Source organism: Desulfofundulus salinus, from assembly GCF_003627965.1.
Lineage (GTDB): Bacteria > Bacillota > Desulfotomaculia > Desulfotomaculales > Desulfovirgulaceae > Desulfofundulus > Desulfofundulus salinus.
The window spans coordinates 472,996-487,603 of sequence record NZ_RBWE01000001.1 but is presented as its reverse complement, the minus strand read 5'-3'; the positions used below and the strand labels follow the sequence as shown (position 1 = coordinate 487,603).

Here is a 14,608-nt window from a genome sequence, read left to right as displayed (position 1 = left end):
GGCAGGATTGAATATATTGGCAGGGTCACCTATAATAAAGATAGCTAAACGGTTGTAATCCAGGGATAAACGGTCGATTATGACACCCGAATGGTCAGCCCGGGAGGTGGGGTCGATGGCCAAAACAGTACAGTTAAAACCGGTGGAGTTGAATACTTCCAAAGGACTGGTGGTCTTTGAAGGACCGGTAACGGACAGCTACATTGACAGGCTCTCCATGAACGAGGGTCTTACCAATTTCCGCCCACCGGACCGCCAGAAAGAAGCCCTTAAGCAAATTACCAATTTGCCCGACGGTATGATATTCATTGCCCGCCATGAAAATGAAATTATCGGCTATGTCACCTTCCATCACCCCGATGATTTCAGCCGCTGGTCCAAGCATCCGCGGGTGCAGGAAATGGGCGGCATTGAGGTAAGCCCGGCATGGCGTGGTTATGGCGTGGCGGAAAACCTGATGAAACTGGCCTTTTCCCATCCCGCCGTGGAAGACTTCATTGTAATCACTACCGAGTATTGCTGGCACTGGGACACCAGAAACACCGGCCTGGATATCTGGGCTTATCAAAAGATGCTCACCAGGCTCTTCGGAAAAGTGGGTCTGCAAAAGGTAACCACCGACGATCCCGACATTCTGGAGCACCCCGCCAATGTGTTTATGGCCAGAATTGGCAAAAACGTGGGCAAGGAAGATATCATGCTCTTCGAAGGCATGCGGTTTCTCAGAAAGTACGGAAGGGTAGTCAATATGGCGTAAAGCCTGGCCCGGTTGTTAAACCGGGTTTTTATCTTTACACCATACCAGGATTTTTTCTTGCCCTCAACACTCACTACTCCTGATTACAGAAATGCCTAAAAAATTTTTGGTAACATGCCGAACCACAGGAGGAATTCACCAAGAAAAGAGCGAATATTTTAAACGTATGGTGGTCGTACCATCAGACAACTTCTCTCCGAGGGGGGGAATTATATGTCCGTCACACAGGCTATCGAAGCGTTACGCCGGGAACTGGGCGAAAATAACGTCATTACCGCCACCGAAGATTTGTTCTGTTATTCCTATGACGCCACGGCTGACCTGCCGGAGCAAAAGCCGGACGTGGTGGTTACCCCGGAAAACGTGGATCAGGTGGTGAAAGTGGTCAAAATTGCCCGCCAGTTTCGCTTACCCATTTACCCCCGCGGTTCGGGAACAAATTTAAGCGGCGGCACAGTTCCCATCAAAGGGGGAATTGTGCTCAGCACTTTAAAAATGAACCGCATTCTGGAAATAGATCCTTCCAACCTGACGGCCACGGTGCAGCCCGGGGTGATCATTCAGGACTTGAATAACGCCGTCGCCCCATACGGTTTGATTTACCCGCCCGACCCGGGCACGGTGAACACCGCCACCATGGGAGGAAGCGTAGCCGAGTGTTCCGGAGGACTGAGGGGACTCAAGTACGGAGTCACCAGGCATTACGTCATGGGGCTGGAAGTAGTACTGGCCGACGGGGAGGTAATCCGGTATGGAGGCAAGACGGTGAAGAATGTAACGGGCTACGACCTGGTCCGGTTGTTCACCGGCTCCGAAGGCACCCTGGGGATCATTACGGAAATTATTGTCCGCCTGATCCCGGCACCCCAGGCCAGGGAAACCATGCTGGCCGGTTTCAGCCGCCTGGCCGACGCGGGAAATGCCGTTGCTGATATCATCGGGCAAAAGGTAATCCCGGCCACCCTGGAAATTATGGACCGGGTTACGGTAGAAACCGTGGAAAATTTTGCCCACGTCGGTCTGCCCACCGGTGTGGCGGCCATCCTGCTCATCGAAGTGGACGGGATTCCCGAGGTGGTTAAATCCGAGGCGGCTGCCGTCAGGCAGGTTATTGCCAAAAACGGCGGGTGGGTCAAAACAGCGGAAAATGATGAAGAACGGGAAAAATTATGGAGCGCCCGCCGGGCCGCCCTGCCCGCCCTGGCCCAACGCAAGCCCACAACCATCCTGGAGGACGCCACCGTGCCCAGGAGCAAGATCACGGATATGCTCCTGGCCGTGGAAGACATCGGCAGGCGTTACAACCTGGTTATCGGCACATTTGGGCACGCCGGTGACGGCAACCTGCACCCGACCATCCTGGCCGATGCCCGCAACGAGGAGGAGATGGAGCGGGTACGCCAGGCCGTGGAAGAAATCTTCCGCGCGGCCTTGAACCTGGGAGGCACCCTTTCCGGGGAGCACGGGATCGGCATCGCCAAAAAGCAATTTCTCCCCTGGGAGATGGGCAATTCGGGCGTGCAGGTACTCAAGAAAATCAAGCAGGCCCTGGATCCGGACAATCTCCTCAACCCGGGCAAAATTGTAGATCTAACTTGAGGAGGAGCAAGCATGAGCATTTTTGACGGGCTGGCGGCGGTGGAAGAAGAAATACTTAAATGCATGAAATGCGGCAACTGCCAGGCTGTTTGCCCTTTATACCAGGAATCCCGGCGGGAACCGGCCGTGGCCCGGGGAAAAATCCGCCTGGCCGCGGCGGTCCTGGAGGGCAAACTGGAACCAACGGCCGGGCTGGCCGAGTGCTTCGCCCTTTGTCTCACCTGCCTGGCCTGCGTAGCTTCGTGTCCCTCCGGCGTGAAGGTGGACCGGATCATCCTGGCCGCCAGAACGGCCCTGACCCAGAGGAAAGGACTGCCCTTCATAAAGAAGACCGTGTTTACCGGCCTCAGCCGCCCCCGCCTTTTTGATCTGGGGGTAAAAACCGCCGCCCGCATACAGGGACTGCTATTTAAACACATTGAGCCGGGAAAGATGCAGCCCCGCTTCCCTATCGGCCTGGAACTGCGCCGGATCCTTCCTCCTCTGGCACCGGTTCCCTTCCGGGGCCAGGTGGCGGAAAAGCATACGGTCGAGCGACCCGTGGCCACGGTGGCTTTCTTTACCGGATGTATGACCAATTACCTGTATCCCGGGATCGGACAGGCCACCCTGCGCGTCCTGAAGGCCCACGGGGTGGACGTGATTATCCCCCGGCTGCAGCACTGCTGCGGCGCTCCCATCCTTTATAGCGGGGCGGCGGACTTGGCCCTGGAGATGGCCAGGTCCCACGTGGATTTGTTCAGCAGTATACAGGCCGACGCCATCATCACCGTGTGCGGGACGTGCGGGGAAGCCTTTAAACACCTGTACCCGGAACTGTTGGATGGTGTCTCAGGACACGGGGACAGGGCACGGGAAGTGGCCGCCAAAATCCTTGATATAACCCAGTTCCTGCACAAGCTGCCCTTTGACCCGAAGCTGTTCAAGGCGCTGGAATTAGCCGTCACCTACCACCAGCCCTGTCACCTGGGCCGCGGTCTGGGCGTGGTGCAGGAACCCCTTTCCATCATCCGGAGCATTCCCGGGGTCAATTACCTGCCCCTGAAGGAACCGGCCCGGTGCTGCGGCAATGCCGGCTCCTTCAGCCTGACCCATTACGATTTGTCCTATCAGATTCTCACTCGCAAGTTAAAAGATATCGAAGGAACCGGCGCACAACTGGTAGTTACCGGTTGTCCCGCCTGCCGGATGCACCTGACCGACGGGCTAACCCAGCAGCAGATGCCCCAGAAAGTGGTGCACACGGTGGAGCTGCTGGCCAGGTCCCTTGATGAAGAGTAAAAGGGGGTGTTAAAGCCCCCTTTTTTGTTACCCCTGTTGGGTAGGTACCCCCCGCTTAAGTGGCGCCTGCTTATGCCCGCGCCGCTTAAGGTACCAACCGGCACCCAGCACGAGCAGGGTTACCCCGGTCGGGATAATAATTTCCACCGGTACATAATCAATGTTCGAAACCAGCCGGTGCACCACCCTGTCTTCCACCAGCATTTTGCCGGCCGTCCAGGCCAGCACACCAGCCCCGGCAAAAATAAGAATGGGGTACCTTTCCACCAGCAGGGAAACTAACTGGCTGCCAAAAATGACAATGGGAATACTTAAGACAAGCCCAAAGACAACCAGCGCAATGCTCCCGTGGGCCGCAGCGGCTACGGCCAGCACATTGTCCAGGCTCATTACCACATCGGCTATAATAATAGTTTTTATGGCACCGGTGAGATTCTCTGCGGCATCAACGCCCACTTCTTTGTGCGGCAACAATAATTTCAAGGCCACCCAGGTTAACAATATTCCCCCGGCCGCCTGCAGGAAGGGGATGGCAAGCAGCAAAGTCACGCCGCAAGTTAAAATGATGCGCAGGACAACCGCACCGCCCGTACCCCAAAGGAGAGCCCGGCGTTTTTGTACCGGCGGCAGCCCCCGGCAGGCCAGGCCAATGACCAGGGCGTTATCGCCGGCAAGCAATAAGTCGGCAATGATAATAGTAAGTATGGCGAACAGGTTTTGGGTGCTCAGCCATTCCATTGATTGTACACCTCCAATTAGACAATATGGGTTTCCAATTTCCCGCCGGCAGGAAAAAATGAAGACCTCCACCTCTTCACAGGTGAAGGTCTTGCAAACGGCTTAAAACCGCCCCGGCAGCGGGCCTGCAGGCCGAACTGACGCCGCCGGGAAAGCTTGCTACTCCCCTTCTGGGATTTAGCATAACAGGGGCCAGGGGGTTTGTCAATGATAAAATCGTACAGGGAGGCATTTCCAGAAGAAGTTATTCTACTGGTTGCCTATTTTTCCACAGCCTTCTCCAGCATCTCCAGGGTCATGGGCCCGGTATGGATCCCCCGGATGATGCCTTCCCGGTCAATAAAGAAGGTGGTGGGAATGGCCCGCACCAGGTATTCCTGGGCCGTAGTGTTGCGGGTGTCCAGCAAAACCGGGAAGGTGAAGCCGCCGGCTTTTAAAAAGTCCTTTACATGGGCGGCGGATTTTTCGCTGGCCGTGAGGTTAACCGCCAGCACCTGAATTTCCCCGCCCCTTTTTTCATAGAAACTCTGGATGGCCGGCATCTCCTCCCGGCAGGGAGGGCACCAGGTAGCCCAGAAATTGAGCACCACCGGCCGGCCCCTGAAGTTGGAAAGGGAAACCTCCTTCCCGCCGGTGGTGGTCAGGGTGAAGTCGGGAGCCCGCTGGCCCACTTCCGTGCCCACAGGAACACCACTCTCCTTGTTGCCGGTTGCGGCGGGCGGTGTGCCGTCCTTCCCCCTTTCCTTGCCGCCCGACCAAACGTAAGCATAAGCGGCGATAAGGCTAACAACTATCACAGAGAGGATGACCACAGAAAACAGCCTCTTATTCACCTTTAAGCCTCCTAATCATTAAAGAGTAAATGGTACATAGCCCGAGAGGCGGGCGAAGGAGTTGGTCAGCACCAGCAAGCCCACACCAACCATCAACCACCCGCCCACCCTGGTCACCAGGGGCAAAAGGGAAGCATGACGGCGCAAAGCCTGCACCATGTGGCCCAAACCCAGGGCAGCTATTAAAAAGGGCAGGGCCAGCCCCAGGGCGTAGGTTACCAGCAGGTAGGCTCCCTGGATAAGGCTTTCGCTTTGGCCGGCCAGCAGTAAAATCGAAGCGAGAATGGGGCTGATGCAGGGCACCCAGCCTGCTGAAAAAGCCATGCCCATCACAAGAGAGTTTATCCAGCCGGCCCTTTGGGGTACAAAATGAACCCTCTTTTCCCTCATCAGCCAGTTAAGGCGCAGCAGGCCCGCCATATGCAACCCGAAGAAGATAATCAACAATCCGCTCACCTGCCGCAGCAGGTTTTGGTGGCGGAGCAACAGTTTGCCCAGAGCGCTGGCGGAAAGCCCGAGGGCTACGAAAACCAGGCTGAAGCCGGCCACAAACAAAAGGGCGTTGGTCAGGAGCAAAAAACGCAGGCGCGCCGTCCCCGGTGCCGTTAACTCCGTTACCGAAACTCCGGTTAAATACGCCATGTAGGTGGGTATTAAAGGGAGTACGCACGGGGACAGGAACGAAACCAGCCCGGCAAGAAAAGCAGCCCCCAGAGAAACGTTTACTTCCGGCAACAACAACCCTCCCGTTCCAGCATCTGCCTCAACCTCTGGTCGCACCGCAGGGCTTCCAGGGCAGAGAAATATCTATATATCGTAATTATACGATAGAAATGCCGGGAAGGAAAGAAAAAAATCCCGGTTTGACCGGGACAGTAAGCAGGTTCGGGTTAAATTATCGTGATGCTGTTTATCTCCCCGTCCTTCAGGCGCACCTCCACCTGGTATCCTTCGACATCCTCCAGGGATACCGGTTTGCCGTTGCGGTCCAGGATGGTGACCTGGGGAGCCAGGGAATAGGTGAAGTAACGGCCGTTGATCTCCAGGGTGACCCGCAGGCGCTCCCGGTTTATACTGGACACCCGGCATTTCACGGTGAGGTTTTGATCGTCCAGCACCTCTATTTCCGTCACCCTGCCGTCTTCGACCCGGATGCCGACCTGCGAACCGGGAATGATGTCGCTCAAGTTGATCCTGTCCCCGTCCCGCAAAACCCCGGCGCTTTTGGACACTTCATATTCCAGTTCCAGGCCGCCGGAGGTGACAATGGTTATCCACGGCGTGGGGTAAAATTCAAGGTATTTCAGCGTCCCCTCGAAGTCACCGTCTTCTTCGTCCAGAACCTCAATGGTGATTAAATACCCGCGGCTATCCACCTCGAAGTTTACATAGTCTCCCCGGCGCAGCTTGTCCAGGCTTACCAGGCGGCCGTCCTTGATCACTTCCACCCGTTCATCCAGTTCATAGCGCTTTTCTTCATCTCCCACGTAGAGGTATACGGCCTTGCTGTGCACCCGGGAAACCATGCCGCTCTGCCCGGTAAGCACGTCGGAAAGGAGATTAATCTGGAATATGGTCTTGTTCATGACCACAACTTCCACCCGGTCGCCGCGCTTTAATTCACCGTAGCTCATCCCGCGGATGAAGTTCCTGGTTACCTGCACCCGGGGGCTTACTTCGTACTCCGTTTCTTCACCCTGCCTTCTGAGGGTGAGGGCATCTCTTTCCACTTCCACCACGGTACCGCTGATTCTTTCCGGCGGGTATACCTCAATCCTGACAATCCGGTCGTTCCCGTCCAGCCCGATTTCCACGTAGTCATTTTCCACCAGCCCGGAGGCATCGATTTCCTTGCCCGCCCGGATCAAGCGGGCATCATCTTCCACCGGGTAGGTAAGGCGATCTCCCTCATTGTTTTCCAGGGTGAGGGAGTAACCCCGGCTGCCTCTGGCAAAGGAAACGACCACCCCTTCCACCGTGGTTTTTATAGAAGGTGAACCATCCACCAAAGACGCGTAGCGGACATTGTTCTGCCCATCGGTAATGCATTTCAGGCGGTCACCGGTGCTCAGGGATTCCGGGGTGGTAGTCCCGGAGGCTGTGAACACGGACTTATCCGCGGGAAAATAGACGGTTTTTTCTCCTTCCAGGTTGCGCAAAACAACCTTCCGCTTATCCACATCTATGGAGGCAATCCGGCCCACCACCAGGTTCATGGGTGCCGGCGGGGGCACCAGTTTCTGGTCAATCAAGCGGGATAAAGTGGCACATAATTGGGCCCGGGTAACGGGCTCGTCGGGCGAGAACATGTTGCCGGGCATTCCCCGCATGATATTGTGTTTCACTACGGCTCCCACGTAACCCCGGTATTTCTCTGGAATCTCACTGGTGTCGAAAAAGGTTACATAGCTGGAATCGGGGGTCAAGCCCAGGGCCAGGCAAACCAGGGCCGCCACTTCCACCCGGCTGGCCAGCCGCCGGTTATCTATCTGCGGCAGGCCCTGCCGGGTAAGCATGCCCTTTTCCACCGCCAGGGCCAGGTGCCCTTTACCCCAGGTCAGCGAAGGGTGAAACTGCAGGCCGGAGAGATCCACCTGCCCGGCTTTTTCGTTCAACCCCAGGGTGTTGAGGATCATCACCACCGCTTCCAGCAGGGTTACATTATTGTTGGGACGAAATTCCCCCCCGGGGTAGCCGTGCACAATGTCGTAAGCGTTCATTTCCAGCATAACCTTTTCCGCCCAGTGACCCCGGATATCTTTAAATGTTTCTCCCGCTGCTAAAGCCCCACATACAGAAAACAGGCCGGAGAGCAAAAACAGCACGGCCGTTAACAGGCATGTTAAGCGCAACCTCATGCGCAACAATAATACCCCTCCCCTTGGTTCAATTTACTTGTTTCCCTTCGACGGGGAGGAAGGAAAATCCTGCAAATTTTCTATAAAAGATAGCCCGTCCCGGGCCAATCGATCAGGTGCAGGTAAGGGACTATTTAAACAGCACCTTCCCCGGAACGGGCTTTAACTTTACGCAAGGTATGATCAGGCTTTTCTTTCCCCAACCACTTCCCGGATGCGTTGCAGGATTTCTTCCGGGGACTTCCCGGCGGCGTTAATTACCGGGGCATAGGTGGTAATGGTCGGGTTGGTGGCCAGGGCCAGGGTGTGCTCTTCCTCCCGGGCATCGATGTCCCCGGTAACGACCATGGCGGCCGCACCCAGGGCATTGGAAGGACTGACCACCTCGTACCCCTGGGAAGCCAGAAAATTTCTTACCTCTTCCAGGTTGTCCTGAACGGCAATTTTCATTTCAGCACCCACCTCTCTTTTTTTGATATTTTCCCGATTCACCGGATAGTGTGACCATACTCACAGATTTCTATTGCCCTGAAATATTATGATCAATTCAACACCGGAAAAAGGAGGAGTGTCCCATGTCCATCTGGAAGTGTCCCGGACAGGACCGCAGCTTCTGGAAACCTGAAGATATATTCGAGTCTCCCTGCCCCCACTGCGGCCAGAGCATCGAGTTCTGGAAAGATGATATAACCCTGCGCTGCCCCAATTGCAAGCAACTGGTGGGTAATCCCCGGTTCGATCCCGGTTGTGCCGCCTGGTGCTCCTATGCCAGCAAATGTCTTGGCGAAATGGCAAAGACAATTCAAAGCCAGCCCCAGATCATCCGGAACCGGCTGGAAGTAGCGCTGCGCAAAAAACTCAGGCCGGAGGACCATGATTTGTTGAACCGGTCCCTGAAAGCGGCCCAAAAGGCAGAAGCAATGGCCCTGGCCGAAAAAACGGAGCCTCTCATTCCAGTGGCGGCCAGTCTGGTCGGTCCGGCCGCCCGGGCGAAAGGCTGGTCCCGGGAGGAAGTGCTGGCCCTGCTGGGAGAAGCGGGTATCGACGACAACACTGCCGGCAGGATCTACCAGTTGCTCGAGTCCGGCAATGACGCCGGCAATCCCTATCGCAAGATCATCGACCAGGCCACAGCCTGAACCGACCTCTAACCTCCATTTTCGGCCCTTTTCCTAAAGGGCCCTTTTCGCTTGCCCGGAATTTCTTTCCCTGTTATGCTAGAAGGGACAGGCTGTATCGGGAGGTTTACGCATGAGCAGGAGCTTTTTACCCATGATGCTAACCGTAACTGCATCAGTGGGGGTATATTACTTCTGGTCGGTAGCCCTGGGATTGAATGATAGTGCCGGTATGGCCCTGGGCGTAGGCACGGCCGTGGTTTTATCCGCCCTCTTCGCCCGTTTTAGGGCAAAAAAATGATGCAAATATAGCGCGCGAAGTACTGGAGTGAGCGAGGACAGCACCGCATCCAACCGGGCTCACTGAATACTTACAAAATGATAAAAGGAAGGGAACCTGCCCTTCCTTTACTAAATCTTAACTCCGCACAGGCATTAACGCTTGGAGTATTGCGGCGCCCGGCGGGCCTTCTTCAAGCCGTACTTCCTTCTTTCCTTCATCCGCGGATCCCGGGTGAGAAAACCGGCCTTTTTCAGCGCCGGACGCAGGTTGGGATCAGCCTTGACCAGTGCCCGGGCAATACCATGCCTTACCGCCCCGGCCTGGCCGCTAACACCACCGCCCCTGACCCGGGCCAGCACATCAAAACGCCCTTCCGTGCCCGTCAGTTCCAGGGGTTGCCGCACCAGCACCTCCAGGGTCTTGCGCCCTAAATAGACTTCCACCGGCCGGTCGTTGATGATTATCCGGCCTTCCCCGGGAACAAGGTAAACCCGCGCCACAGCATTCTTACGCCGCCCGGTACCGTAAAACTTTATGACAGCCATTGCTGACCTCCTTCCCCTCGCTACATGGACCAAACTTCTGGTTTCTGGGCCTGGTGGGGATGATTCTCTCCCCGGTACACCCGCAATTTTTTGGCCATTCTGGCACCAAGCCGGTTGTGGGGCAGCATGCCCACAATGGCCTTGCGTACGGCCAGTTCGGGGCGCCTGGCCAGGAGCTCGTCGTACCCCGTCACCTTTAAGCCGCCGGGATAACCGGAATGGCGGATATACTTTTTCTTTTTGAGCTTGTTGCCGGTAAGGATTACCTTTTCGGCATTAATCACAATAACGTGATCTCCCGTATCTACGTGGGGAGTGAACTGGGGGCGGTGCTTGCCCCGTAAGATGCGGGCGGCCTCGGCGGCCAGCCTCCCCAGGGGCTTATCCGTGGCATCAAGAATATACCACTTGCGCTGTATTTCACCTGGCTTGGCCATATACGTTTTATTCATGCCAGCTCACCTGGTACAGCCGAACATACAGGCGGCCTCCCCCCGACCAGGTTTTCGCTCCTTTCGGCTGGATTTGCCCACTCCTCTTGCGTGGGCAGTACACTGGGGAGACCCCAATCGTTTACGTCATGCCCGTGTATAAGCATAAATTCCGGACAAGAAATGGCTCAACGATAAATATTAATCGCCTTTTATGCCCCCAACCCCGGGGCTCATAGGGCCGGGGCAAAAATCCACATAATAGTATTTTAATGCCTCGCTCTGCCAGTGTCAAGAACGCGATCCAATGAGCCCGTATCAAGATTCAGTAGGTAACTCTGTACTCGCCCGCTGTTTTGCACGCGCTCGCTCCATTCGCCTCGCTTTGTGCAAAACAGCGGCCATTTTATCCGTTGTTAGTGGCGTTGAATGGGTCATGGGCTCCTATCAAAATTTTACACGGCCATCAATGCCATCTAATAAGACTCGACTTGAACGAGTCCGCTACGCTGGCCTGCTGCCTGCTTCTTCAGTATTCCACCCGCTCCAGGCACAAACCTTCGGGCGGCACGGTGGGACCGGCCCGGGTGCGGTCCCGGGCGGCCAAAATGGCCGGTATGTCATCCGGGTCCCGTTTCCCCAGCCCCACTTCGATTAATGTACCCACCATGATCCGCACCATATTGTAAAGAAAGCCGTTGCCGCGAAAGTTCAGGTGGATTAGCTCTTTTCCTTCCCGAAAGACATCCACAGCAAACAGGGTACGCACGGTATGTTTTACTGGCGAGCCCGCCGCCTGAAAGGAGGCAAAATCGTGCGTCCCCACCAGCTTTTGAGCCGCTTGCGCCATGGCTTCCACGTCCAGGGGGCGGGGCACAAAGTGGCTGTACAGCCGCCAGAAAGGTGAAGGGATGCGGCTGTTGTAAATGGTGTAGCAGTAGGTCTTGGCCAGGGCCGAATAGCGGGCGTGGAACTCCGGGCCTACCTCCTCCGCCTTCAGTGCGGCAATGTCCCGGGGTAGCATGCCGTTTAAGGCCAGGATAATGCGCTCCGTGGGAATACTCCACCCGCAGGCGTCAAAATTCACCACCTGACCCCGGGCGTGGACCCCGGCATCGGTGCGCCCGGCACCAATTACCCGTATTTCCCTGCCCACCAGGCGCCTCAAGCACTTTTCCAGAACCCCCTGGATGGTCACCAGACCTGTACCCCGCTGCTCCTGGAACCCGTGGTAATTGGTCCCGTCGTAGGCAATGGTCAGCTTAATGTTCCGCAAGGCTATCCCCACCAGCGCAAGGCCAAAATAGCCAGAAGTAACGTCCCCACCCCAGCCAGCACGGCGTAGTCCCGCCACTCATAGCGGAGCTGGTGCATGCGGGTGCGGTTTGCCCCAACCCGGTAGCAGCGAATTTCCATGGCCGTAGCCAGTTCCTCCGCCCGGCGAAATGCTCCGGCAAAAAGGGGCACCAGCAAAGGCACCAGCCCCCGGACGCGCTGGAGCCAACCGCCCCGGGTAAAAACCGCCCCCCGGGACTGCTGCGCCTTGATAATCTGCTGGGCCTCTTCCAGCAACGTGGGCACAAAGCGCAGGGCAATGGTCATCATCATGGCCAGGTCGAAAGCCGGCACCCCTGCCCGCTGCAGAGGTTTCAAAAGACTCTCCAGGGCGGCAGTAAGCATCAGGGGAGAAGTGGTCAGGGTTAAAAGCGAGCTGAAAACAATTAACAGGGTTAGGCGCCACAGGATTTGTCCTCCCAGGACCAGCCCTTCCCTGGTTACATGGAGGGGTCCCAGGGCCAGCAGGGCCTGCCCGGGAGTGAAAAAAAGCTGCAAAATCAGGGTTAGCGTGAGGATAATCCAAAAGGGGCGCAGGATGCCCACCAGAAGGCGCGGGGACGTGCCGGCAAACCCCAGGGCCAGCAGTGTGCCCAGGGTCAGGAAGACATACCCCGCCGGTTTGTTGCATACCAGCACGGCCATGATCATCACGGCACAGGCAAGGATTTTGGTCCGGGGATCCAGGCGGTGGACAAAGGACCGCCCCGGGATATACTGGCCGAGGGTAATACCGCTTAACATATTTCACTTCCCACCATGAAGCTTACTTACTGGAATCCATCTCATGGGGTACCAGTTTTTTGAGCTCCGTCTCGGCCTCGTCCAGGGTCAGGACGCCGGTACTAACGGGCAGGCCCCTTTGCCGCAAACGGTACATCAGCTCACAGGGCATGGGGACGTCCAGCCCCACCGCCCGCAGGCCTTCGGGATCGCCGAAAACCTGGCGCGGCGGTCCCTGGCAATATATTTTCCCCCGGTGGAGCACCACCACCCGGTCCGCATACCGGGCGGCATCTTCCATGTGGTGGGTGATCACCACCACCGTATGGTCGTGCTGTTGCATTGCCTTGAGGAGCTGCCAGATCTGTTCCCTGCCGGCCGGGTCCAGGCCGGAAGTCGGCTCATCCAGGATTAATACCCGGGGACGGTAGGCCAGCACGCTGGCCAGGGCCACCCGGCGCCGCTGGCCCTGGCTCAAAGCAAAGGGTGACAGTGTGCCAAACTGAGCCGGATCCAGCCCCACCATTTCCAGTGCCCGGCGGACCCTGACCTCGATCGTCCCCTCATCCAGGCCCAGATTGCGGCACCCGAAGGCCACCTCGGCAAAAACATTCTCCTCAAAGAGCTGCTGTTCCGGGTTTTGAAAAAGCAACCCCACCGTGCGCCACAAATCCTGGCGCACCAGTTTATCCCGGGTATCCCGGCCGTCGACCAGCACCCGGCCGGCAGTGGGCAAAAGCAGCCCGTTGAAGTGCTGGACCAGGGTGGTTTTGCCCGAACCGGTAGCCCCGGCCAGAACGACAAATTCCCCTTCCTCTATACGCAGGGAAACATCCTCCAGGGATGTCAGAGCAAGGGGAGTACCGGGGGCATAAATATGGGTCAGGTGTTCCACCAGGATCATTGCCGCTGCCCCCATTCAGTTTCAAAAAGCAAACCTGCCAGGCAGGCAAACAAGTCGTCTAAAGTCAGAATGCCGTCAGGGACGGGCCACCCGGAGTTGCGCAATCGCCAGGCCAGTTCCGCCGGCCCGGGCAGGGCCAGGCCAATTTTTTGCAGGGCTTCCCGGTGACTGAAAACCTGCGCCGGTGTTCCCTCCAGCACCAGCCGGCCCCCGGAGAGGACCCAGACCCTGTCCGCAAGGACGGCCTCTTCCATAAAATGGGTAACCAGCACTACGGTCAGGCCTTCCTCCCGGTTCAAACTTAAGAGCGTCTGGATAACCTCCCGCCTCCCGGCAGGATCCAGCATGGCCGTAGGCTCGTCCAGTACCAGGCAGGACGGCTTCATGGCCAGAGCACCGGCAATGGCCAGCCGCTGCTTCTGCCCACCGGAAAGCGAGTGGGGAGGGCGCAGCCGCTGCTCGCCAAGCCCGACCAGAGCCAGGGCCCGGTCGACCCGCCGCCGCACTTCTTCCGGGGGCAGGCCTAAATTTTCGGGACCAAAGGCCACATCTTCCTCCACCACCGCCGCCACCAGCTGGTTGTCAGGGTTTTGCAGGACCATCCCCACCCGGCAGCGGATCTCCCACCGGTTGGCCGGATCGGCTGTAGATAGCCCGTTCACCGTTACGGTTCCCCGGGTCGGCAAGAGGAGGGCATTAAAGTGACGGGCCAGGGTAGATTTGCCCGAACCATTGGGGCCAATGATGGCCAGCAATTCCCCCTGGCGAATATCACCGTTAATGTCTTGTAGGGCAATTCTTTCCCCGGGCTGGCCCGGGTGATAAATATGGCTCAACCCCCGGATGGAAATCTCTGCCTTACACAAGTTCGAGGATCACCATGGGTGCGGCATCGCCCCGGCGGTAACCCATCTTGATAATGCGGGTATAGCCGCCCGGACGGTCGGCATACCTGGGAGCCAGGTCGTTAAAGAGCTTGCGAACCACCCGTTCATCGTAGATGTAAGCCAGCGCCTGACGCCGGGCTGCCAGGTCACCCCTTTTAGCCAGGGTAACCATTTTATCGGCAATGCTTTTAACTTCCTTAGCCCGGGGTTCGGTGGTCTGGATGCGATTGTCGCGGAAAAGGGACGTAACCAGATTTCTGAGCATGGCCCGGCGGTGACCGGTATTACGTCCCAGCTTCCGATACGCCATTTTTTA

At 57.1% G+C, this 14,608-nt stretch carries 17 protein-coding genes; 5 read left to right on the top strand and 12 right to left on the bottom strand.

Annotated features, from left to right (window positions below; translation table 11 throughout):
* Positions 1–115 precede the first annotated feature (115 nt).
* The 3 genes from D7024_RS02565 to D7024_RS02555 all read left to right on the top strand — a co-directional run bounded on the left by D7024_RS02565 (position 116) and on the right by D7024_RS02555 (position 3,637).
* On the top strand, positions 116–757 hold the full coding sequence (locus tag D7024_RS02565; RefSeq protein ID WP_121450390.1) for a GNAT family N-acetyltransferase: 642 nt from the start codon (positions 116–118) through the stop codon (positions 755–757).
* A 213-nt stretch (positions 758–970) separates the two neighbouring features.
* Complete coding sequence (locus D7024_RS02560) at positions 971–2,356, top strand: FAD-binding oxidoreductase (protein ID WP_121450389.1); 1,386 nt, start codon at positions 971–973, stop codon at positions 2,354–2,356.
* 12 nt (positions 2,357–2,368) lie between these two features.
* Positions 2,369–3,637: a (Fe-S)-binding protein gene (locus D7024_RS02555; protein ID WP_121450388.1), complete on the top strand. Its 1,269-nt coding sequence runs from the start codon at positions 2,369–2,371 to the stop codon at positions 3,635–3,637.
* 27 nt (positions 3,638–3,664) lie between these two features.
* Here the strand turns inward: D7024_RS02555 and D7024_RS02550 are convergent, their stop codons facing one another.
* The 5 genes from D7024_RS02550 to D7024_RS02530 all read right to left on the bottom strand — a co-directional run bounded on the left by D7024_RS02550 (position 3,665) and on the right by D7024_RS02530 (position 8,516).
* Positions 3,665–4,375, bottom strand: a complete 711-nt coding sequence (locus D7024_RS02550; protein ID WP_121450387.1) for a TerC family protein — start codon at positions 4,373–4,375, stop codon at positions 3,665–3,667.
* A gap of 260 nt (positions 4,376–4,635) precedes the next feature.
* Positions 4,636–5,208: a TlpA family protein disulfide reductase gene (locus tag D7024_RS02545; RefSeq protein ID WP_121450386.1), complete on the bottom strand. Its 573-nt coding sequence runs from the start codon at positions 5,206–5,208 to the stop codon at positions 4,636–4,638.
* A gap of 18 nt (positions 5,209–5,226) precedes the next feature.
* Positions 5,227–5,943 (bottom strand): cytochrome c biogenesis CcdA family protein, encoded by a 717-nt coding sequence (locus D7024_RS02540; protein ID WP_165859244.1) that lies wholly within the window; start codon positions 5,941–5,943, stop codon positions 5,227–5,229.
* Between the two features lie 155 nt (positions 5,944–6,098).
* Positions 6,099–8,066 (bottom strand): S-layer homology domain-containing protein, encoded by a 1,968-nt coding sequence (locus D7024_RS02535; RefSeq protein ID WP_243113817.1) that lies wholly within the window; start codon positions 8,064–8,066, stop codon positions 6,099–6,101.
* A 183-nt stretch (positions 8,067–8,249) separates the two neighbouring features.
* Positions 8,250–8,516, bottom strand: a complete 267-nt coding sequence (locus tag D7024_RS02530) for a YkuS family protein (RefSeq protein ID WP_121450383.1) — start codon at positions 8,514–8,516, stop codon at positions 8,250–8,252.
* A 125-nt stretch (positions 8,517–8,641) separates the two neighbouring features.
* Between D7024_RS02530 and D7024_RS02525 the strand changes: the two genes are divergently transcribed.
* Together D7024_RS02525 and D7024_RS14685 are read left to right on the top strand one after the other, a co-directional pair.
* Positions 8,642–9,205, top strand: coding sequence for a hypothetical protein (locus D7024_RS02525; protein ID WP_121450382.1), 564 nt, complete (start codon positions 8,642–8,644; stop codon positions 9,203–9,205).
* A 112-nt stretch (positions 9,206–9,317) separates the two neighbouring features.
* Positions 9,318–9,485 (top strand): hypothetical protein, encoded by a 168-nt coding sequence (locus D7024_RS14685; protein WP_165859243.1) that lies wholly within the window; start codon positions 9,318–9,320, stop codon positions 9,483–9,485.
* Between the two features lie 134 nt (positions 9,486–9,619).
* On the opposite strand, the gene rpsI is transcribed toward D7024_RS14685, so the two are convergent.
* From rpsI to rplQ, 7 genes are all read right to left on the bottom strand, one after another.
* Positions 9,620–10,012 carry a 30S ribosomal protein S9 gene (gene rpsI, locus D7024_RS02520; protein ID WP_121450381.1) on the bottom strand — a complete coding sequence of 131 codons (393 nt, stop codon included), beginning with the start codon at positions 10,010–10,012 and terminating at the stop codon, positions 9,620–9,622.
* A 20-nt stretch (positions 10,013–10,032) separates the two neighbouring features.
* A complete protein-coding gene (rplM, locus tag D7024_RS02515; RefSeq protein ID WP_013824029.1) occupies positions 10,033–10,464 on the bottom strand; it encodes a 50S ribosomal protein L13 in 432 nt (143 codons plus the stop codon).
* A 508-nt stretch (positions 10,465–10,972) separates the two neighbouring features.
* Complete coding sequence (gene truA, locus D7024_RS02510; RefSeq protein ID WP_207666880.1) at positions 10,973–11,719, bottom strand: tRNA pseudouridine(38-40) synthase TruA; 747 nt, start codon at positions 11,717–11,719, stop codon at positions 10,973–10,975.
* 2 nt (positions 11,720–11,721) lie between these two features.
* On the bottom strand, positions 11,722–12,522 hold the full coding sequence (locus D7024_RS02505) for an energy-coupling factor transporter transmembrane component T family protein (RefSeq protein WP_121450380.1): 801 nt from the start codon (positions 12,520–12,522) through the stop codon (positions 11,722–11,724).
* Between the two features lie 22 nt (positions 12,523–12,544).
* Complete coding sequence (locus D7024_RS02500) at positions 12,545–13,405, bottom strand: energy-coupling factor transporter ATPase (protein ID WP_013824032.1); 861 nt, start codon at positions 13,403–13,405, stop codon at positions 12,545–12,547.
* Positions 13,402–14,271 (bottom strand): energy-coupling factor transporter ATPase, encoded by an 870-nt coding sequence (locus D7024_RS02495; protein ID WP_121450379.1) that lies wholly within the window; start codon positions 14,269–14,271, stop codon positions 13,402–13,404. Before D7024_RS02495 ends, D7024_RS02500 begins: the two co-directional genes overlap by 4 nt.
* Complete coding sequence (rplQ, locus tag D7024_RS02490) at positions 14,264–14,602, bottom strand: 50S ribosomal protein L17 (RefSeq protein ID WP_013824034.1); 339 nt, start codon at positions 14,600–14,602, stop codon at positions 14,264–14,266. Before rplQ ends, D7024_RS02495 begins: the two co-directional genes overlap by 8 nt.
* Positions 14,603–14,608 lie beyond the last annotated feature (6 nt).

Excerpts from the sequence above, each read along its gene's own strand:
- D7024_RS02500 (WP_013824032.1), bottom strand. The coding sequence starts at position 13,405 with ATGATCCTGGTGGAACACCTGACCCATATTTATGCCCCCGGTACTCCC.
- D7024_RS02505 (WP_121450380.1), bottom strand. The coding sequence starts at position 12,522 with ATGTTAAGCGGTATTACCCTCGGCCAGTATATCCCGGGGCGGTCCTTT.
- rpsI (WP_121450381.1), bottom strand. The coding sequence starts at position 10,012 with ATGGCTGTCATAAAGTTTTACGGTACCGGGCGGCGTAAGAATGCTGTG.
- rplM (WP_013824029.1), bottom strand. The coding sequence starts at position 10,464 with ATGAATAAAACGTATATGGCCAAGCCAGGTGAAATACAGCGCAAGTGG.
- D7024_RS02535 (WP_243113817.1), bottom strand. The coding sequence starts at position 8,066 with ATGAGGTTGCGCTTAACATGCCTGTTAACGGCCGTGCTGTTTTTGCTC.
- D7024_RS02560 (WP_121450389.1), top strand. The coding sequence starts at position 971 with ATGTCCGTCACACAGGCTATCGAAGCGTTACGCCGGGAACTGGGCGAA.
- D7024_RS02525 (WP_121450382.1), top strand. The coding sequence starts at position 8,642 with ATGTCCATCTGGAAGTGTCCCGGACAGGACCGCAGCTTCTGGAAACCT.
- D7024_RS02530 (WP_121450383.1), bottom strand. The coding sequence starts at position 8,516 with ATGAAAATTGCCGTTCAGGACAACCTGGAAGAGGTAAGAAATTTTCTG.
- D7024_RS02550 (WP_121450387.1), bottom strand. The coding sequence starts at position 4,375 with ATGGAATGGCTGAGCACCCAAAACCTGTTCGCCATACTTACTATTATC.
- D7024_RS02555 (WP_121450388.1), top strand. The coding sequence starts at position 2,369 with ATGAGCATTTTTGACGGGCTGGCGGCGGTGGAAGAAGAAATACTTAAA.
- D7024_RS14685 (WP_165859243.1), top strand. The coding sequence starts at position 9,318 with ATGAGCAGGAGCTTTTTACCCATGATGCTAACCGTAACTGCATCAGTG.
- rplQ (WP_013824034.1), bottom strand. The coding sequence starts at position 14,602 with ATGGCGTATCGGAAGCTGGGACGTAATACCGGTCACCGCCGGGCCATG.
- D7024_RS02565 (WP_121450390.1), top strand. The coding sequence starts at position 116 with ATGGCCAAAACAGTACAGTTAAAACCGGTGGAGTTGAATACTTCCAAA.